Consider the following 16,056-nt stretch of genomic DNA (forward strand, 5'->3'; position numbering starts at 1 on the left):
CTTGGACGCTTTCTTTATTTGTTTCTGTCATAAAGGGCCTTGATGTGGCCTTCATGAAATGAGAGATGCGGTTTTTCATTTTGATAGTATTGAAGACGGTCAAATACAGAGCCGGTGTGAAGCTCGAACTTATGGCCGTCTGGATCTGAGAAATAAATTGAATCTTTGTCGCCTTCATGCCGTTTTCTGCCCTTTAGCACGTTTACACCTAAATCGTGTAATTTCTTTTCCCAGAACGGCAAATCTTCCTGTTGAATCGAAAACGCGATATGGGTGTAAGAGTCGTGAATTTCCTGTCTCTTAATGTCTTTCTCTTCGTTTAATGCGAGCCAGATGCCGTTCAGGTCAAAATAAGCGGTTTTCTCGGCTTTTACGAGCCACTTGGCATCAAACACCTTTTCATAGAATGAAATAGAGACGGACAGGTCAGAGACCGAAAACAAGAGATGATTGATGCCGAGAATTTTATTGTTTGCCATTGCCGTTTATTCCTCCCATTAGATGTGTTTCAAATCCGTCCAGCTCTTTGGTTATCTGTCTGAACAGAAAAGCGAGTACAGCCGCATCATCAAGCCAGCCGATGCCTGCGAGAACATCGGGAATCAAATCGATCGGAGACAGCACATAAATAAATGCCAGCGCGGCCAGTAAAATCGTTTTTTTCGGGAATAAGGGGTAGTCTCCCTTTCTCCAGGCTCTAAATGCTCTGAAAAACAATAAGAGGCCTGAATACGCTTCTTTCACGGCAAAGACGGTTCGGAGCCTTGAAACTGGTTTTTTCATCATTTGGCGCATCATAAAACCTCCTTCTATCCGCATGAACTCTTGTAAAGATGTTTACCATATTTCATCGATGGGTATTACACCTTTAATTCCACAAATCTATTATACTCGATTTCAAAATATTTTTTTGGAAAATAGGTTTACAAAATAAGTATAATCTGTAATAATGCTCAAGTACGCAAAATCTGGATGGTTCTAAGAAACGATATGTCGGTAAGGGGTGAAGCGTATGCAAAGGTATGTTGAAAAAGAAGCATTGCTCGTTTCCATCAGCAAGAAGCGGCAAATGATGGTTGAAGCCGCTGAAATCTATGGATATACAGGGGATGAAACGATCAGACGGAGCCAGGAGCTGGATCAATTAATCTATGAATATCAAAAATTGTCTATGAATGAAAACGCGCCGGACAATCTGCTGCAAGATTTTTTAGGCTGCATCGACTGTCTGAGCGTTGAAAAATATACGGCATAGTGGATGAACGAAAAAGAGCTGCCGTAAGGAAGGCAGGCTCTTTACAGGAAACGGGGAAGCCTCAGTCATCCTGTTCCTTTGAAGTCGGCAGCATTATCGTCACAGTCGTTCCTTTATGCCGTTCGCTTTCGATTTGAATGGTTCCCCCGTACATGGAAATGATGCGCTTGCACACGACAAGGCCGAGTCCTGTTCCTTTTTCCTTTGACGTGACAAAAGGCTGGAAAATACTCTCCATCATTTCTTTTGGAATACCTTCTCCGATATCCTTCACAATGATTTGCGCCTTCTCTTGATCATGTTCGATTTGAATGAGCAGCTTTCCGCCGTTTTTCATCGATTCAAGAGCATTTTTGGCGACGTTCAAGACAACCTGCTTAATATGATCCTTTTTACAATATACATAAGCCGGATCTTCTCCGCAGTCTTGAACTTCCACTTCCACATTATATAAATTTGCCTCAGAATGAATAATCGGCATGATCTCGTCAATCATTTCATTCATGGCGTTGAGCTGCCACTGCTCTGCCGTCGGCTTTCCGAGCACGAGAAACTCGCTGACAATCTGGTTGATCCTCCGGATTTCCTGGTCGATGATAGAGAAATACATTTGATCTTCTTTTGATTGATATTTTTTTTGAAGGAGCTGGATAAAGCCGCTGATACCTGTCAGCGGGTTTCTGATTTCATGGGCGGTGCTCGCCGCCAGGGTGCCGATTAATTCGAGCTTCTGCGCTTCATTTTGGGCGCGCTCCTGCTTTGTCCGCCGCTTCAGCAGCACATACTGGAGCAGGAGGAACATAATATTCAGCAGAATGAAAATACTTAAAAATGACAGCAGAAGACTGTGAACAATTTCATCAAGCTGGACCGGTTCCGGATAAACTTCAAGCTTCCAGTCGATCTGGTCCAAAAAAGCGTCGACGGTACCGCCGTCCGGCTTCTCAGGAGGAGAATGGCCTGCCGTAAAGACAATCTGATTCTTCTGATTGAGAATTTTGATGTAAAGCTCAGGGCTTAAGACGTTCATGATATTTTTCAGATAATCGACGCGGATCGAAGCCAGCAGAAAATTTGTCGTTCTGCCTTCGCTGTCAAAGACAGGAGTAAATATATTCAGCTCCAGCCTGTCCGACACTGTATGTATATCGTCTGTGATCACGGATTTCTTTGATTTTTCCGCTTTTTGCAGAATATTCTTGTACGAAAGCGCCTTTTTTTCTTTGACGGGAGACGTGCTCACCATAACATCGCCGTCTTTATTTAAAAGGTATAAAGCTGAAAAACGCGGTTCTTTTTTATACGTTTCCGTCAGGATTCGTTTGATATGCTGCTCATTAACAGGGTGGTTGAGGGCCGTGGCAAGGGAGCTGAGCCTTGCTTCAGTTTCGCCGATCAGGTAGTTGATTTGGTTGCGGTGAATATTGAGCATGAGAGTCGCAGTCTGACGGTGCTTTTCAGTGATATTTTCTCGTTCTTGTTCGTATACAAAAAAGCTTATAATGAAGGCGGGGATCATCACCAAGATCAAATAAAGCCTGATTTTCTTCCATATATTTTTAAAATTGCGCATGTTTTTACTCTCTCCCAATCGATACAGGAATAGAGGTATTATATCACTAGTCAGAGCCGATTTATAGAAAAGATAACCAATACCGTGAAAATAGGACACAATACCGGGGAATTTCCGGATATATCTATTTGATGTTCAATTCCTACTCATCATAACATGGTTTGAATGTTAACAGTTGACATTTTCCTCATAGTTTATTAATGTTTTCCTGTAGTTGTTTCTTTGGAGATGAGAGATATGAGTAATAGAGAACAGGAACAGTCCTTGAAATTATTTATTGTATTATCTCGAGCGTACAGATCCATTAATGATCATATGAATAAACATATTCATCATCATGGTCTGAACCCAACCGAGTTTGCCGTTTTAGAACTCCTCTATCATAAAGGGGATCAGCCCCTTCAGCAAATAGGGGATAAGATTCTTCTGGCGAGCGGGAGTATTACATATGTGGTTGACAAGCTTGAGCAAAAGCAGCTTATCGCGAGAAGAGCCTGTACGACCGACCGCAGGGTGACCTATGCGCAAATTACAGATAAAGGCACCGAGCTTTTGGAGAAGATTTTTCCAGGTCATGCAGAAGAGCTTCACCACATGATCAGCGTGTTGAGCGATGAGGAGAAAGAAGCCTGCATCGAAATGCTGAAAAAAGTCGGACTGAACGCAAGAAATATTTATAAGGGCAAAGACTAAGGAAGCTGCCAAAAGGCAGCTTCCTATTCTTTTTTATTCAGATTTTCCTGGCCGATCGGCAGGATGAGGATTTCAACACGTCTGTTTTTTCTTCTTCCTTCTTCGGTGTCATTTGAAGCGATCGGTTTAAATTCCCCGTAGCCTTTCGCGCTGAATATCTTGGCGTCAAGCTTTGGATTTTCGATTAAAAGCCCCATGAAATTGACAGCCCGCATGACGCTTAAATGCCAATTTGATTTAAATTGAGAATTTCGAATCGGCACATTGTCCGTATGTCCGCTGATTACGATATTGCGGGGCGGGTTCAATACGAGAAGGTCGGATACTTCCTTGGCGAGCGGAATGTCCTGCTGGCGGATCTCCGCTTTTCCGGAATCGAAAAAGATATTATCCTCGATGGAAAGGAGGAGGCCCTCGTCTGTCAGCTTCGTATTGACCTGTTTTTGAAGCTTCTTCTCTTTAATAAACCGGTTGACCTGCTCCTGAATTTTTTTCAGCGACTGCTTGTCTTTTTCTTTTTGATCTTGAGAGAGATCTTTTGCTTGGTCAGGGCTTTTTCCGTCTTCGGTTGTACTCGTTTTCGGCTCGGTGAAGCTGGAATAATCCATCATTCCTGTTCCCCCGGTAAATACGGCATTGAATGATTTTGACAGCATATCGAACTTCTTGGCGTCGATCGAGCTCATGGCAAACAGTACGATGAACAGGGCCAAAAGCAGTGTCAGCAAGTCGGCATATGGGATGAGCCAAGACTCATCCACGTGTTCTTCATGGTCTTTTTTGTGCTTCTTTTTTCTAGCCATTGCTGCTGTCTCCTTTGTCTCCTTCTGGGATGACGATGCTGGAGCGTTCGCTTGGAGAGACGTACATCAAAAGCTTTTGTTCAATGACTTTTGGCGCCTGGCCTTCCAAGATCGAAAGGATGCCTTCAATCATGACTTCGCGGACTTTGACTTCCTGTTTGGATTTCCGCTTTAATTTATTGGCAAAAGGATGCCATAGCACGTATCCGGTGAAGATCCCGAGAAGGGTGGCGACAAACGCGGCGCTGATCGCGTGTCCAAGCGCTTCAGTGTCGCTCATATCCGCAAGCGCGGCGATCAGTCCGACAACAGCGCCCAAAACGCCGAGTGTCGGCGCGTATGTGCCCGCCTGGGTAAAAATACCCGCTCCGACTTGATGTCTTTCTTCCATTGCTTCAACTTCTTCAGTTAAAACGTCCCTGATAAATTCGGCACTTTGGCCGTCTACCGCCATGCTCATGCCGTTTTTCAAAAATTCATCATCGATCTCATTCAAATTTGCTTCCAAAGCGAGAAGTCCTTCGCGTCTTGCGATTTGCGCCCACTCGGAAAACATCGGGATCAGTTCGTTGATTTCGATCATCTTCTTCTCTTTGAACAAGATGCCGAAGAGTTTGGGAACCTTTTTGATCTCGCGGATTGGAAAAGCGATCACAACTGCTGCGATTGTCCCGACAAGGATGATCAGCCATGCCGCGGGATTGACGAGAACGGAAGGGCTGACACCTTTCATGACCATGCCGACACCTACTCCGATGATAGCTAAGATGATTCCAATTAACGATGTTTTGTCCATTTTTTCACCAATTCCTTTAACTAACTTTTCTATCGTTATTATCGGTGTTGCGTGATAGGAACTTTAGGGTGTTTCTTAAATTGTTGCAAAATCATGGTGAAAAGGGACTTTAGGGTTATTTAATGTAAAAAAATAGAACTTTTGTGATTCTTACGTTGTATGTAAAGCGGCCTCCAATTGCGGAGGCCGTTGTGTTTGTGTTATGCGGTGGTTTTCACCAGGATTTCATCGTTTTCAACGATAACCGCAAAACCTTTGATGTGTTCTTCTTCAAGCAGCAGATCGGTCATTTGATCTTCGACTGCTGTTTGAATGGTTCTTCTTAATGGGCGGGCGCCAAAGGCCGGATGGTATCCGATTTCAGCAATTTTTTCTTTTGCTTCATCTGAAACCTCAAGCGTCATGTTTTGCTCTTTTAACGTTTCTTCAAGCTCTTGCAGCAAGAGGTCGACGATCTTGACCAAATCTTCTTTTTCGAGCGGCTGGAATTCGATGATGCTGTCAAATCTATTCAGGAATTCCGGTTTAAAGTAGCCGCTTAGGGAATCGATCATTGATTGTTCGCCCATTACTTGTTCTTCTCGGTTAAAACCGACGGTTGTCCGCTTTTCAGATACTCCGGCATTGCTAGTCATAATGATGACGGTATCTTTGAAGCTGACCGTCCGCCCCTGGCTGTCTGTCAGACGTCCGTCTTCCATGATTTGCAGGAACATGTGCTGGACATCAGGATGGGCTTTTTCGATTTCATCGAGTAAAACGATGCTGTACGGGTTCCTCCGGACTTTTTCAGTGAGCTGTCCGGCTTCTTCGTGGCCGACGTATCCAGGAGGTGAACCGATCAGCTTTGATACGGCATGTTTTTCCATGTATTCGCTCATATCGAGGCGGATGATGGCATCCTTCGTGCCAAACAGTTCTTCCGCAAGCCTTTTAGAAAGTTCTGTTTTTCCGACGCCGGTCGGGCCGACGAACAGGAATGAACCAACAGGCCTGTTTTTGGATTTTAGTCCGGCGCGGCTTCTTCTGACGGCTTTTGCAACTTTCTTCACCGCCTCTTGTTGACCGATCACGCGGCTTGAAAGGTTTGCTTCAAGCTCTTTCATTTTCTTCTGATCATCGTGCTGAAGCTTGCCGACCGGAATGCCGGTTTTTTGTTCGATGATTGCTTGAATGTCTTCAGCTTCAACAGTTGCCCGTTTTTCTTCCGCCTGGTTTTCCATTTTTTTGTGCAGCGCTTCTTCTTCGTCGCGGAGCTTTGCTGCAAGCTCGTAGTTTTCTTCCTGGAGCGCTTTGGCTTTTTCCGCTTCGATTTCATTCAGGCGTTGCGAAGCTTGTTCACCGCTGACCGTGTCGATTTTCAAGTTCGCTTTTGAACCGGCTTCATCCAAAAGGTCGATTGCCTTATCGGGAAGATGGCGGTCCTGAATATAGCGGCTTGACAGAACGACACAGGCTTTGATCGCTTCATCCGTGTAAGTCACATCGTGATATGCTTCGTATTTTTCTTTAAGCCCGTTTAAAATCGCTGTGGCCTGCTCAATTGTCGGTTCGTGCACCATGATCGGCTGGAAGCGGCGCTCTAACGCTGCATCTTTTTCAATTTGGCGATATTCTTTCAATGTTGTAGCGCCGATGACTTGCAGTTCGCCTCTGGCAAGCGCAGGTTTTAAAATGTTGCCCGCGTCCATCGAGCCTTCTGCAGAGCCGGCTCCGACAAGAAGATGAATTTCGTCAATAAACAAGATCGCGTTTTTGCGTTCTTTCAGCTCTTTCATCAGCTGTTTCATTCTTTCTTCAAACTGTCCTCTGATGCCGGTGTTTGCCACGAGGGAAGCGACATCAAGCAGGTAGAGCTCTTTGTTTTTCAATTTATTTGGAACATCGCCTTCGGCGATTTTGAGAGCGAGTCCTTCAGCGACGGCTGTTTTACCGACGCCCGGTTCACCGATTAAGACCGGATTGTTTTTATTTCTGCGGTTTAAGATCTCGATCACACGGGCCACTTCATCATCGCGGCCGATCACCGGATCGATTAAGCCTGTCTTTGCGGCATTCGTTAAATTGACGGCAAGTTCATCGAGCAAACCTTTTTTGGCAGCGGTTTGCGTCTGCGCTTGTGATGGTTGGCTGAAGAAAGAACCTCCGCCGCCAAAAAAGTGATTTCCTGAAAACATAGAAGGCTGAGTCAGCTCTTTATAGCAGTCTTCACATAAATCCATTTGTTTTTTTGTAAAGTTGATTTGCATGTTTAGGCGAATCGTCGCCTCATTTTTTTGACAATGTTGACAACGCATTTGCCAAAACCCCCTTTATTTAATTTGACCTTTTTTGACCAATTGACTTTGAAAAAATGGTCTGCAGTTTGACCATTTCTGACTATTAGTATACATTGACCTTCTTTGACTTTCAAGTTCTATGCTTTTTCCTTTTTGTTCCTTGATGAGAAGTTGTCCTTCTTTTTAAAGGACATGGCTCATATGGTGTAGAAAGGGAATTCGTTAACGGAGGAGTCGTATGAGTCAATCACAAGGATCAGCCTTTCAGCTGGCATTTGTTTATGTAGGAACGGTCGTCGGAGCCGGATTTGCAACTGGAAGAGAAATCGTCGAGTTTTTTTTAAGATTCGGCTGGCCGGGATTGGCCGGAATTTTGATCAGCGGACTGATGTTTACGTTTCTCGGTGCAAAAATGATGCTGATTGCAGTCAGAATCAATGCCAAATCTTATCAGGAGCTGAATAAATATTTATTCGGCAATACGTTTGGAAAATTTGTGAATGTCTTCATGCTTGTGATTTTGCTCGGGGTGACGTCTGTCATGCTGTCTGGAGCGGGGGCGATATTTGAGGAACAGCTCGGCTTTTCAAACCAAGCGGGGATGATTGCGACGATTGCCTTGAGTCTGTTTGTCATGATGAAGGGCGTCAAAGGGATATTCGGCGTCAATGTCATTGTCGTTCCGCTGCTGCTCCTGTTCACAGTCATCGTCCTGTTTGATTCGTTTATTTTCAGAGGGCCGGAGATACACAATTTGGCGGCATTTTCGGCAAACCCCGATTGGATTTTATCCGCCGTTTCGTACGGCGCTTTTAATTTGTCGCTCGCACAGGCTGTTCTCGTGCCGATCGCTTCTGAACTGAAATCTGAACGGCTGATTATAAAAGGAGCATTAATCGGTGGGTGTCTGCTTACCCTTGTGTTGATCGCGAGCTTTCTGTCTCTTTCAACATTGCCTGATGTCCTTTTATACGAAGTCCCGATGGCACAGGTCGTATTCATTGTCCAGCACTCTGTCCATATCATCTATCTGTTTATCATTTTCGGGGAAGTCTTCACATCAGTCATCGGCAATTTATACGGTCTTGAAAAGCAGATTAATGAATATATTCATATGAAAAGTCTTTATGTATTCATGTTCATCCTGCTGACAATCTACTTGACGGGGCAAATCGGCTACGGAAAGCTGATATCGACCATTTATCCTTTGTTCGGCCAGCTGAGCCTCATCTTTATTTTCTTTCTGATCGTCAAAAGGGTGCCTGCCCGTTGAATGGCAGGCATTGCACTTGGCGAAACGTGCGATTTGTGATAAGATGGCGAAGGAAAATTGAAACAAAATCCGCTTGAAACTGCGGGAGAGGTTCTAGCAAAACCCTCTATAAAAAACTAAGGAAAGCTGTATCCTTGGGGTATGGCCTTTTTTATTGTTTTTTTGCTAGAGCACCTTTCTCACAGAGAAAGGTGTTTTTTCGTTTAAATATCATTGAATCTCTTCTTTTATGAAATGTGACGAAAAGCGGAGAAGGAGGAATTATGAAACAGGAAAAAGCGATCGTCGTATTCAGCGGCGGTCAGGACAGTACGACTTGCCTTTTGTGGGCGCTTCGGCAATTTCAGGAGGTGGAGGCGGTCACCTTTCAATATAATCAGCGGCACAAGCAGGAAATCGAAGTCGCGAAAAAGATCGCTGAAAAGCTTGGCGTCAAGCATCACCTTCTTGATATGGAACTGTTAAATCAGCTCGCGCCGAATGCTTTGACAAGGGATGATATCGAGATTGAGGCGAAAGAAGGCGAGCTTCCGTCCACTTTTGTTCCAGGACGCAACCTCGTGTTTTTATCGTTTGCTTCGATCCTGGCCTACCAGGTCGGCGCGCGGCACATCATAACAGGCGTATGCGAGACGGATTTCAGCGGCTATCCGGATTGCCGGGATGAGTTCGTCAAATCCTGCAATGTCACTGTCAACTTGGCGATGGAGCGCCCGTTTGTCATCCACACGCCGCTGATGTGGCTGAACAAGGCGGAAACGTGGGAGCTCGCCGATGAGCTTGATGCGCTTGATTTCGTGAAAAACGAGACGCTGACGTGCTACAACGGAATCATTGCCGACGGCTGCGGCGAATGCCCGGCCTGCAAGCTTCGGGCGAACGGCTACAATGAATATATGAAAATGAAAAAGGAGCGAGCTTAACAGTGCTTACACAAATTTATCCGCAACCAAGCCATCCTTACTCTTTTGAATTAAATAAAGATATGCAGATGTCAGCCGCGCATTTTATTCCGAGAGAGGATGCAGGCGCATGCAGCAGAGTCCACGGCCATACGTATACAATCAATATCACGATTGCCGGGGATGAGTTGAATGAATCAGGCTTCCTTGTCAACTTCAGCACCATTAAAAAATTGATTCACGGAGAATACGATCATACGCTTTTAAATGATCATCAGGAATTTTCGGGTGAAAGTGCGGATCGGATCCCTTCGACAGAAGTGGTGGCGAAAACGATTTACGATAAAGTAGAGGCTTATTTGAAAGATCTCAAAAACCGTCCGCATTGCGTCCAGGTGTTTGTCAGGGAAACGCCGACAAGCTATGTTGTGTACCGTCCGAAACCGGGTGTTCAGCATGGCTAAGCCGATTCCCGTACTTGAAATTTTCGGTCCGACGGTTCAGGGAGAGGGGATGGTCATCGGGCAAAAGACGATGTTTGTCAGAACAGCCGGCTGTGACTATTCGTGCAGCTGGTGCGATTCAGCTTTTACCTGGGACGGTTCGGCGAAAAAAGACATCAAATGGATGACCGCGGAAGAAGTATATGATTCTCTTAAAGACATCGGCGGAAACGCCTTCTCGCACGTTACGATTTCAGGAGGCAACCCGGCGCTTTTAAAACAGCTGGACGGACTGATTTCCCTTTTAAAAGAAAACGGTATACGGACAGCGCTTGAGACGCAAGGGACGTTTTATCAAGACTGGTTTACCGGAATCGATGATTTAACAATTTCGCCAAAGCCGCCGAGCTCCAATATGAAAACCGATTTTAACAAGCTTGATCATATTGTTGAAAAACTGAAAGAACACGGCCGGGCGGCAGCGGCAAGTTTGAAGGTCGTCATTTTTACGGCGGACGACCTTCAATTTGCAAAGCAAGTTCACCAGCGTTATCCCGATATCCCGTTTTTTCTCCAGGTCGGAAATGATGACGTTCATACAGAAGACCAAGAGCGGCTCGTCGAACGGCTGCTTCAAAAATATGAACAGCTGGTAGAAGCGGTCACGCGCGACCCTGAATTGAACCGCGTCCGCGTTCTCCCGCAGCTCCACACCCTGATCTGGGGAAACAAACGGGGCGTTTGATTTAAGAAAGGAAGATGAATGATGACGACAAGAAAAGATTCAGAACTCGAAGGCGTGACCCTTCTTGGAAATCAAGGCACCAATTATTTGTTTGACTATTCTCCGGAAGTGCTTGAGTCTTTCCCGAATAAACACGAAAACAGGGACTACTTCGTGAAATTCAACTGTCCGGAATTCACATCGCTGTGCCCGAAAACCGGACAGCCCGATTTTGCCACGATCTATATCAGCTACATCCCTGATAAAAAAATGGTAGAAAGCAAGTCTTTGAAACTGTATCTCTTCAGTTTCCGAAACCACGGCGATTTTCACGAAGACTGCATGAACATCATCATGAACGATTTAATTGAGCTGATGGACCCGCGCTACATCGAAGTCTGGGGCAAATTCACGCCGAGAGGCGGAATCTCAATCGACCCGTACACCAACTACGGCAAGCCCGGCACAAAGTATGAAAAAATGGCCGAGTATCGGATGATGAATCATGATCTGTACCCGGAGACGATTGATAATCGGTAAGAGGTGCATCGATGTGTGACCGAGACGCGTACTGTTACGCGTCTTTTTTGTTCGAAATTTCCACGAACAATTACAGCGCATTGGTCGAATGCTAGTCCGGGTATATGAAATACGATTCGAATTGTTAATTGAAAGGTAAAGAGGAGGAAACTTCGTCGTCACTCGCCTCGTTAACGTCTCCGCTTGTCAGTTCGTCGTTAACTGCGAATGCTCTAGCGTTCGGTATTTATCTGTTTTTAGTCTTGTTTGTTCATTTATTCGTGAAAAAATATAGCTTTGTCCGCCTGTTAAAAAGGATGTTTTCTGTTTTTTTCTTTAAACATAAAAATTTAGTTATTCTGACTTTGAGGAGGGGATGGGAGGTATATACAGGAGAGACGAAGAGCGGCGATTAAAACATAGTGTCAAGAGCATGTCTCATTCTGACGTTTACACACAAATATGTAACGTGAAGATGTTAGAGGGCTTACGAAAGAAATAATCAATCGTTATAGACGGGAGGAGCGTTGAAGAATTTGTGGAGGTTTTTAAAGGAAGGTTGGCACTGAGTCGGAATGGTATACGTTAATCTTACCGTATTTTATCGACAGCTGATAAGAAGTTTATTACGATGTTTAACGTTAAGAAACTGTAGACATGAAAAAGCGCCCCAATGCGGGGCGTTTCTTACGTTTGCTTACGGGTAGCGATTTGATATACGCCGTCAGACTGGTCGGTTGCTGAAACAGCGCTAATACCCATCGTTAATATCGCGGCGGCTAAAATGGGAATAACGAGCTTTTTAATACTCATAGAGACACTCCCCTTTTTTAATTTGTGTTTGCGCATACATCATTTTTTGAAGGAACTCGATTGAGTTTCTGTGGTCTTTTCTTTCAAGGTATTGGTTGGAGACTTCAAGCGAAAGCTCTTCTATGTATGCAAATATTTTATTCTCTTCCAAGTATTTAAATACCTCTAAAATCTCTTCTTTATTCACAGAATAGATATATAACGCCTCGAGATATTCAAATAGTGAAGTGAATAGGGTATCATTGAATTTTTGAGCTGTTTGTCTACCAATACGAAATATCTCGATTGCGCGCCCGTAGTTTTTCTGTTTAAAAAGAAGTTGAGTAAAGTAATATAATGATTGTGGTAGGTTATTATATTCTTCTTTTAGGTTAATCTCTACGGCTTTTTCAGCATATTCAACTGCTGCATCAATGTCCCCCATACATTCATGACAGTCGGCTATATTAAAATAGGCAGAACTAATGAGCCTTTTATTGTCGATCTCTATCGCTAATTGAAGTGCGTTTTCCAAGTGAGGCAAGGCTTTGTCGTGGCACATTAAATCGTCATAGTTACCCGCGATAACAAATAAACATTGGATTTTACGGACTGTGTAGAGTTCATGATTATTGTATATTTTAAAGGCCCTCAATATATGATACATGGATACATGAGTCTGTTTCATGATGTAGTATGCTTCAGCCATTTTAAAGTGAAACTCGGCTTGTTCTATAACATCCGTAATGAGAGACAACTGTTTTTCTGCGTTTCGATAAAACTCTATCGCTTTGATGTACTGTTTTTTCTCAAATTCATACATGCCCCTAAAGAAAAATGAGTAGTAACTAAGGAGGTCATTTAAATCTCCTCGAGGCTCCTCGATTTGTTTCAACAATTCATGGATTGATCGTCCCTGTTTTCTTTTGTTAGTAGGTTCTAAATATTCTAACATTAATTGATGTCTAAAACACATCAACTGATAGTAAAGGAGTAAGTCCTGATCCTCTTCCATTTGATTAATTTCCTTCTCTACTTCTTCTTTTAACTCCTCTGCATCCGGTACACTAAACTCTCTTATCATTTTATACCATTCGTGGATTTTCACTCCGACTTTTGACGAGGGTATTAACTGTTTCACTTCCACCTCTCCCTTTTTATTTCCTTTTTGTAAATATATTACTATACTAGGGAGATAATAGGTTGAAAAATGAAAAAATTTTCGGCATACCGCAATTAAAGCAATACAAAAAGACGCCTGTTAAGGCGCCTGATATCTAAAGGAGTAATTCGATATGTGAATGATCAGCTTAAAGAAAATTTTTTATTGATGTCTGCAACAGGTCCCATAGCTCTTTGATACCCGTTAAAATAAGTTATAAAAATTGACCGGCATCCACTCTAGTGGAATCTTTCTCCTTAACCAGTTTTAACGTGGCTACGATTAGAAAGCTGACAATCACTAATAAGAGCCATGAACTCACCTTTCCTAGATGAACGAGATTCCACGCACTGGTTTGGTTTGGATATGTCCAGGCTCCAAAAAACGTTGCGATATTTTCGGCTATCCATATAAAAAATCCGATGAGCACAAAAGAAAGTGCGAGCGGCATACGGTAACGAATGCCATTAACCTCGTATGTGACCCATGATTTCCAAAAGACAATCATCACAAGCCCAGATAACCAATAGCGGACGTCAATCCAATAATGATGGAGGAAAAAATTCAAATAGATCGCAGCGGCAAGAGGTACAACGACCAAAAACGGCGGCCACTTAACCAGTTCAACCTTAAGCCTCCTCCACGCTTGGCAAAGATAACTGGCTACACTTGCGTACATAAAGCCGCTATACAAAGGCACTCCAAAGATTTTGGAGTAACCTTCCTCCGGATAAGACCAGGAACCCATTTGCACCTTGAAAAGTTCAAGAGCTAGTCCAATAAGGTGGAACAATGTGATCACCTTTAGTTCATCCCGTGTTTCTAGACCGGAACGCACCATCCACCATTGCATGAGAACACAGATGATGAGCAGCCAGTCATACCGCGGCAGGAAGGGAAGAGAGATGATTTGTGTAATAGCCAAAGAGGCAAAAATAACGACAGGAAATAAACATGACAGGGACTGCTCCCAACCAAAACGAACGAGTTGTTTTAGTGCTCTCATGATGTGTGCCTCCGAAGTTTTTTTCTGCATATATGCAAGGCCAGCTTAGTATAGCAGCTAAACAGACTTACGGGTATGCGCATAGGATCACCGCCGAATATCTTGTTTCTTTCCATATTAAATAATTTTTTAATCCTGGGTGTCTTCATCACTTCGGTATTCCAAAATATCTCCGGGTTGACATTCTAAAGCCTTACAAATCGCCTCTAAAGTTGATAATCGAATGGCCTTTGCCTTTCCATTTTTCAATATAGAAAGATTCGCCATTGTGATTCCAACCCTCTCAGATAGTTCTGTTACGCTCATTTTCCTTTTAGCCAGCATCACGTCAATATTGATGATAATTGCCATTGTTTTCACCTCAGACTGTTAAATCATTTTCTGATTTTATATCGATCGCTTCTTGCAATAGCCTTTGGAGAACAGCAGCAAAGACTGCGATAACCATTGAAGCAAAAATAAGGACCAATCCGATGAGTATGATGCCTGGCGCGTCGTCCATCTCCGCGATGAGATAGAAGAGTGGCATGCCTGCCGCAAATAAAATACTGATGGTGATTGCACAGTATTTTATATTCTTTAAAGCCCGGACAGATAATTCTGAGAAAGCTTTATTCTGGTCAATATAGCTTAAAAGTTTAAAGGCTTGATACAGAGCAAAGTAAAAAGGTATCGCCGCTGCATACAAATCGATATAAACGAGATATTTCAGATAAGAAATATCTGGATACAATTCGGCTGTAAAATTCGCTATTCCCGGCACAAAAAATATGCACAAAGCAAGAACTGGAATTCCAATAAGAATAACAGCTATCTTTAAAAATAGTGTTGATCCTCGTTTCATAAAAAAGCACCTCACTTATTTTTGTCGATTTGAATTTAACACACTATTTATCGTTTTACAATAAAAATATATTGAAATTGATGATTTTATTATTGTTATGAAATTTTAGACAAGATGGCGTTACTTGCGGAAACAAAGCCGTTTATAACAACACGTCAGCGGATTACACACACCTCTTGCCGGCCTTTACGGCTTCCGCCGAACCCAAACAATCAAGCTCAAATCGGTTTAGAACGATAACTTATATGCGCAGGTTCGGGATAAGTCAAAAATCACGATCGAATTACGCGGTTGTTAAGCCGGGACTCGGCAAAACCATTCCGCCTATTTGCAAATAAAAGCCCTAAATATGTTAAGCGCGTACTGAATCCTACAGATCGTCGAGGAGTGAAAAAGAATCGATTTTTCCCAAACATATTTTGAATTTATAATAGAATAGCTTTAAAGGAATATGTATCAACAAGTCGACTGGCATATGTTGTGTTATAAAATAAAACAGCTGGCGATTGGCGTGTCTTTCCTTTTAACGTGAAGAGTCGAGGAGTTATTTGAGGTGAAGTAGAAGACGCTGACGCATGATCGACGTCTTTTTATTGTGGTAAACACAGAGCAGAGAGTGTAGATTTAAATTAAAATAAGACGCCAATTAAGGCGCCTTCATCTTGTCTTGAATCCATTCACAAAACTTTCTCCGTCTTTCTCCGTATTAATAAGCTGCTGGGCGCTTTGGCTGATTCGCTGAGCGAGCGCCTGCTGCGCTTTTCCTTCGAAACTGTAGAGAAGTGCTGAATAGACGCTGTTCATTTCTTTTTGCATATCGTCTACTTTAAACTTCGGTCTTAGTGTAGTTTTAATGCCTTCAAGCTTAGTTGCGGCTGTTCCTCTCATGCCCGTTTTCAGCATTTGAAGCTGGTTGCGCCGTATGAGGAGCGAATCTTCTTGATCTCCGTTTAAGTTGTTGAGTGAAGCCAGTTTATTGAAATTTTCCATTG

General features: G+C 43.3%; 19 protein-coding genes and 1 riboswitch. Of the genes, 7 read left to right on the forward strand and 12 right to left on the reverse strand.

Annotated features, from left to right (window positions below; all coding sequences use genetic code 11):
- Positions 1-14 precede the first annotated feature (14 nt).
- The gene (fosB, locus tag MKX80_RS07655) at positions 15-479 is read right to left on the reverse strand and encodes a metallothiol transferase FosB (protein WP_154996032.1); all 465 of its coding nucleotides are present in this window, start codon (positions 477-479) and stop codon (positions 15-17) included.
- Positions 466-798 (reverse strand): YkvA family protein, encoded by a 333-nt coding sequence (locus tag MKX80_RS07660; RefSeq protein ID WP_234112954.1) that lies wholly within the window; start codon positions 796-798, stop codon positions 466-468. The genes fosB and MKX80_RS07660 overlap by 14 nt, the downstream gene beginning before the upstream one ends.
- A gap of 214 nt (positions 799-1,012) precedes the next feature.
- Here MKX80_RS07660 and MKX80_RS07665 point away from each other — a divergent pair, with 214 nt between their 5' ends.
- A complete protein-coding gene (locus tag MKX80_RS07665) occupies positions 1,013-1,255 on the forward strand; it encodes an aspartyl-phosphate phosphatase Spo0E family protein (protein ID WP_154996030.1) in 243 nt (80 codons plus the stop codon).
- Between the two features lie 61 nt (positions 1,256-1,316).
- Here the strand turns inward: MKX80_RS07665 and MKX80_RS07670 are convergent, their stop codons facing one another.
- Positions 1,317-2,828, reverse strand: a complete 1,512-nt coding sequence (locus MKX80_RS07670; RefSeq protein ID WP_268316003.1) for a PAS domain-containing sensor histidine kinase — start codon at positions 2,826-2,828, stop codon at positions 1,317-1,319.
- Positions 2,829-3,065: 237 nt separating this feature from the next.
- Here MKX80_RS07670 and MKX80_RS07675 point away from each other — a divergent pair, with 237 nt between their 5' ends.
- Positions 3,066-3,521: a MarR family transcriptional regulator gene (locus MKX80_RS07675; protein WP_154996027.1), complete on the forward strand. Its 456-nt coding sequence runs from the start codon at positions 3,066-3,068 to the stop codon at positions 3,519-3,521.
- Between the two features lie 23 nt (positions 3,522-3,544).
- Here the strand turns inward: MKX80_RS07675 and motB are convergent, their stop codons facing one another.
- The 3 genes from motB to clpE form a co-directional block, all read right to left on the reverse strand.
- Positions 3,545-4,324: a flagellar motor protein MotB gene (gene motB, locus MKX80_RS07680; protein ID WP_154996025.1), complete on the reverse strand. Its 780-nt coding sequence runs from the start codon at positions 4,322-4,324 to the stop codon at positions 3,545-3,547.
- Positions 4,317-5,120 (reverse strand): flagellar motor stator protein MotA, encoded by an 804-nt coding sequence (motA, locus tag MKX80_RS07685; RefSeq protein WP_020451149.1) that lies wholly within the window; start codon positions 5,118-5,120, stop codon positions 4,317-4,319. The genes motB and motA overlap by 8 nt, the downstream gene beginning before the upstream one ends.
- Positions 5,121-5,320: 200 nt before the next feature.
- The gene (gene clpE, locus MKX80_RS07690) at positions 5,321-7,417 is read right to left on the reverse strand and encodes an ATP-dependent protease ATP-binding subunit ClpE (RefSeq protein WP_268293335.1); all 2,097 of its coding nucleotides are present in this window, start codon (positions 7,415-7,417) and stop codon (positions 5,321-5,323) included.
- A gap of 220 nt (positions 7,418-7,637) precedes the next feature.
- Between clpE and MKX80_RS07695 the strand changes: the two genes are divergently transcribed.
- The 5 genes from MKX80_RS07695 (at position 7,638) to queF (ending at position 11,281) form a co-directional block, all read left to right on the forward strand.
- A complete protein-coding gene (locus MKX80_RS07695) occupies positions 7,638-8,672 on the forward strand; it encodes a hypothetical protein (protein ID WP_154996021.1) in 1,035 nt (344 codons plus the stop codon).
- Between the two features lie 81 nt (positions 8,673-8,753).
- A riboswitch (PreQ1 riboswitch) is annotated at positions 8,754-8,798 on the forward strand.
- A gap of 137 nt (positions 8,799-8,935) precedes the next feature.
- Complete coding sequence (gene queC, locus MKX80_RS07700) at positions 8,936-9,595, forward strand: 7-cyano-7-deazaguanine synthase QueC (RefSeq protein WP_043927469.1); 660 nt, start codon at positions 8,936-8,938, stop codon at positions 9,593-9,595.
- Positions 9,596-9,597: 2 nt separating this feature from the next.
- Complete coding sequence (gene queD / locus MKX80_RS07705) at positions 9,598-10,038, forward strand: 6-carboxytetrahydropterin synthase QueD (protein ID WP_154996019.1); 441 nt, start codon at positions 9,598-9,600, stop codon at positions 10,036-10,038.
- Complete coding sequence (gene queE / locus MKX80_RS07710; protein WP_154996017.1) at positions 10,031-10,762, forward strand: 7-carboxy-7-deazaguanine synthase QueE; 732 nt, start codon at positions 10,031-10,033, stop codon at positions 10,760-10,762. Before queD ends, queE begins: the two co-directional genes overlap by 8 nt.
- 21 nt (positions 10,763-10,783) lie before the next feature.
- Complete coding sequence (gene queF / locus MKX80_RS07715) at positions 10,784-11,281, forward strand: preQ(1) synthase (RefSeq protein WP_009328607.1); 498 nt, start codon at positions 10,784-10,786, stop codon at positions 11,279-11,281.
- A gap of 666 nt (positions 11,282-11,947) precedes the next feature.
- Here the strand turns inward: queF and MKX80_RS07720 are convergent.
- From MKX80_RS07720 to MKX80_RS07745, 6 genes are all read right to left on the reverse strand, one after another.
- Entirely contained in the window at positions 11,948-12,073 is a 126-nt protein-coding gene (locus tag MKX80_RS07720) for a hypothetical protein (protein WP_261763398.1), read from the reverse strand.
- On the reverse strand, positions 12,063-13,193 hold the full coding sequence (locus tag MKX80_RS07725) for a Rap family tetratricopeptide repeat protein (protein WP_154996015.1): 1,131 nt from the start codon (positions 13,191-13,193) through the stop codon (positions 12,063-12,065). Before MKX80_RS07725 ends, MKX80_RS07720 begins: the two co-directional genes overlap by 11 nt.
- Positions 13,194-13,428: 235 nt before the next feature.
- Positions 13,429-14,220 (reverse strand): DUF817 domain-containing protein, encoded by a 792-nt coding sequence (locus tag MKX80_RS07730; RefSeq protein ID WP_182070769.1) that lies wholly within the window; start codon positions 14,218-14,220, stop codon positions 13,429-13,431.
- Between the two features lie 129 nt (positions 14,221-14,349).
- Positions 14,350-14,571: a helix-turn-helix transcriptional regulator gene (locus MKX80_RS07735; RefSeq protein WP_057775318.1), complete on the reverse strand. Its 222-nt coding sequence runs from the start codon at positions 14,569-14,571 to the stop codon at positions 14,350-14,352.
- Positions 14,572-14,581: 10 nt separating this feature from the next.
- The gene (locus MKX80_RS07740) at positions 14,582-15,064 is read right to left on the reverse strand and encodes a DUF2975 domain-containing protein (protein WP_154996011.1); all 483 of its coding nucleotides are present in this window, start codon (positions 15,062-15,064) and stop codon (positions 14,582-14,584) included.
- Positions 15,065-15,721: 657 nt separating this feature from the next.
- Positions 15,722-16,054, reverse strand: a complete 333-nt coding sequence (locus MKX80_RS07745) for a hypothetical protein (protein WP_268342768.1) — start codon at positions 16,052-16,054, stop codon at positions 15,722-15,724.
- Between the last annotated feature and the right edge of the window lie 2 nt (positions 16,055-16,056).

Source organism: Bacillus sp. FSL K6-0972 (assembly GCF_037976035.1).
In the GTDB taxonomy this organism is placed as follows: Bacteria; Bacillota; Bacilli; order Bacillales; family Bacillaceae; genus Bacillus; species Bacillus haynesii.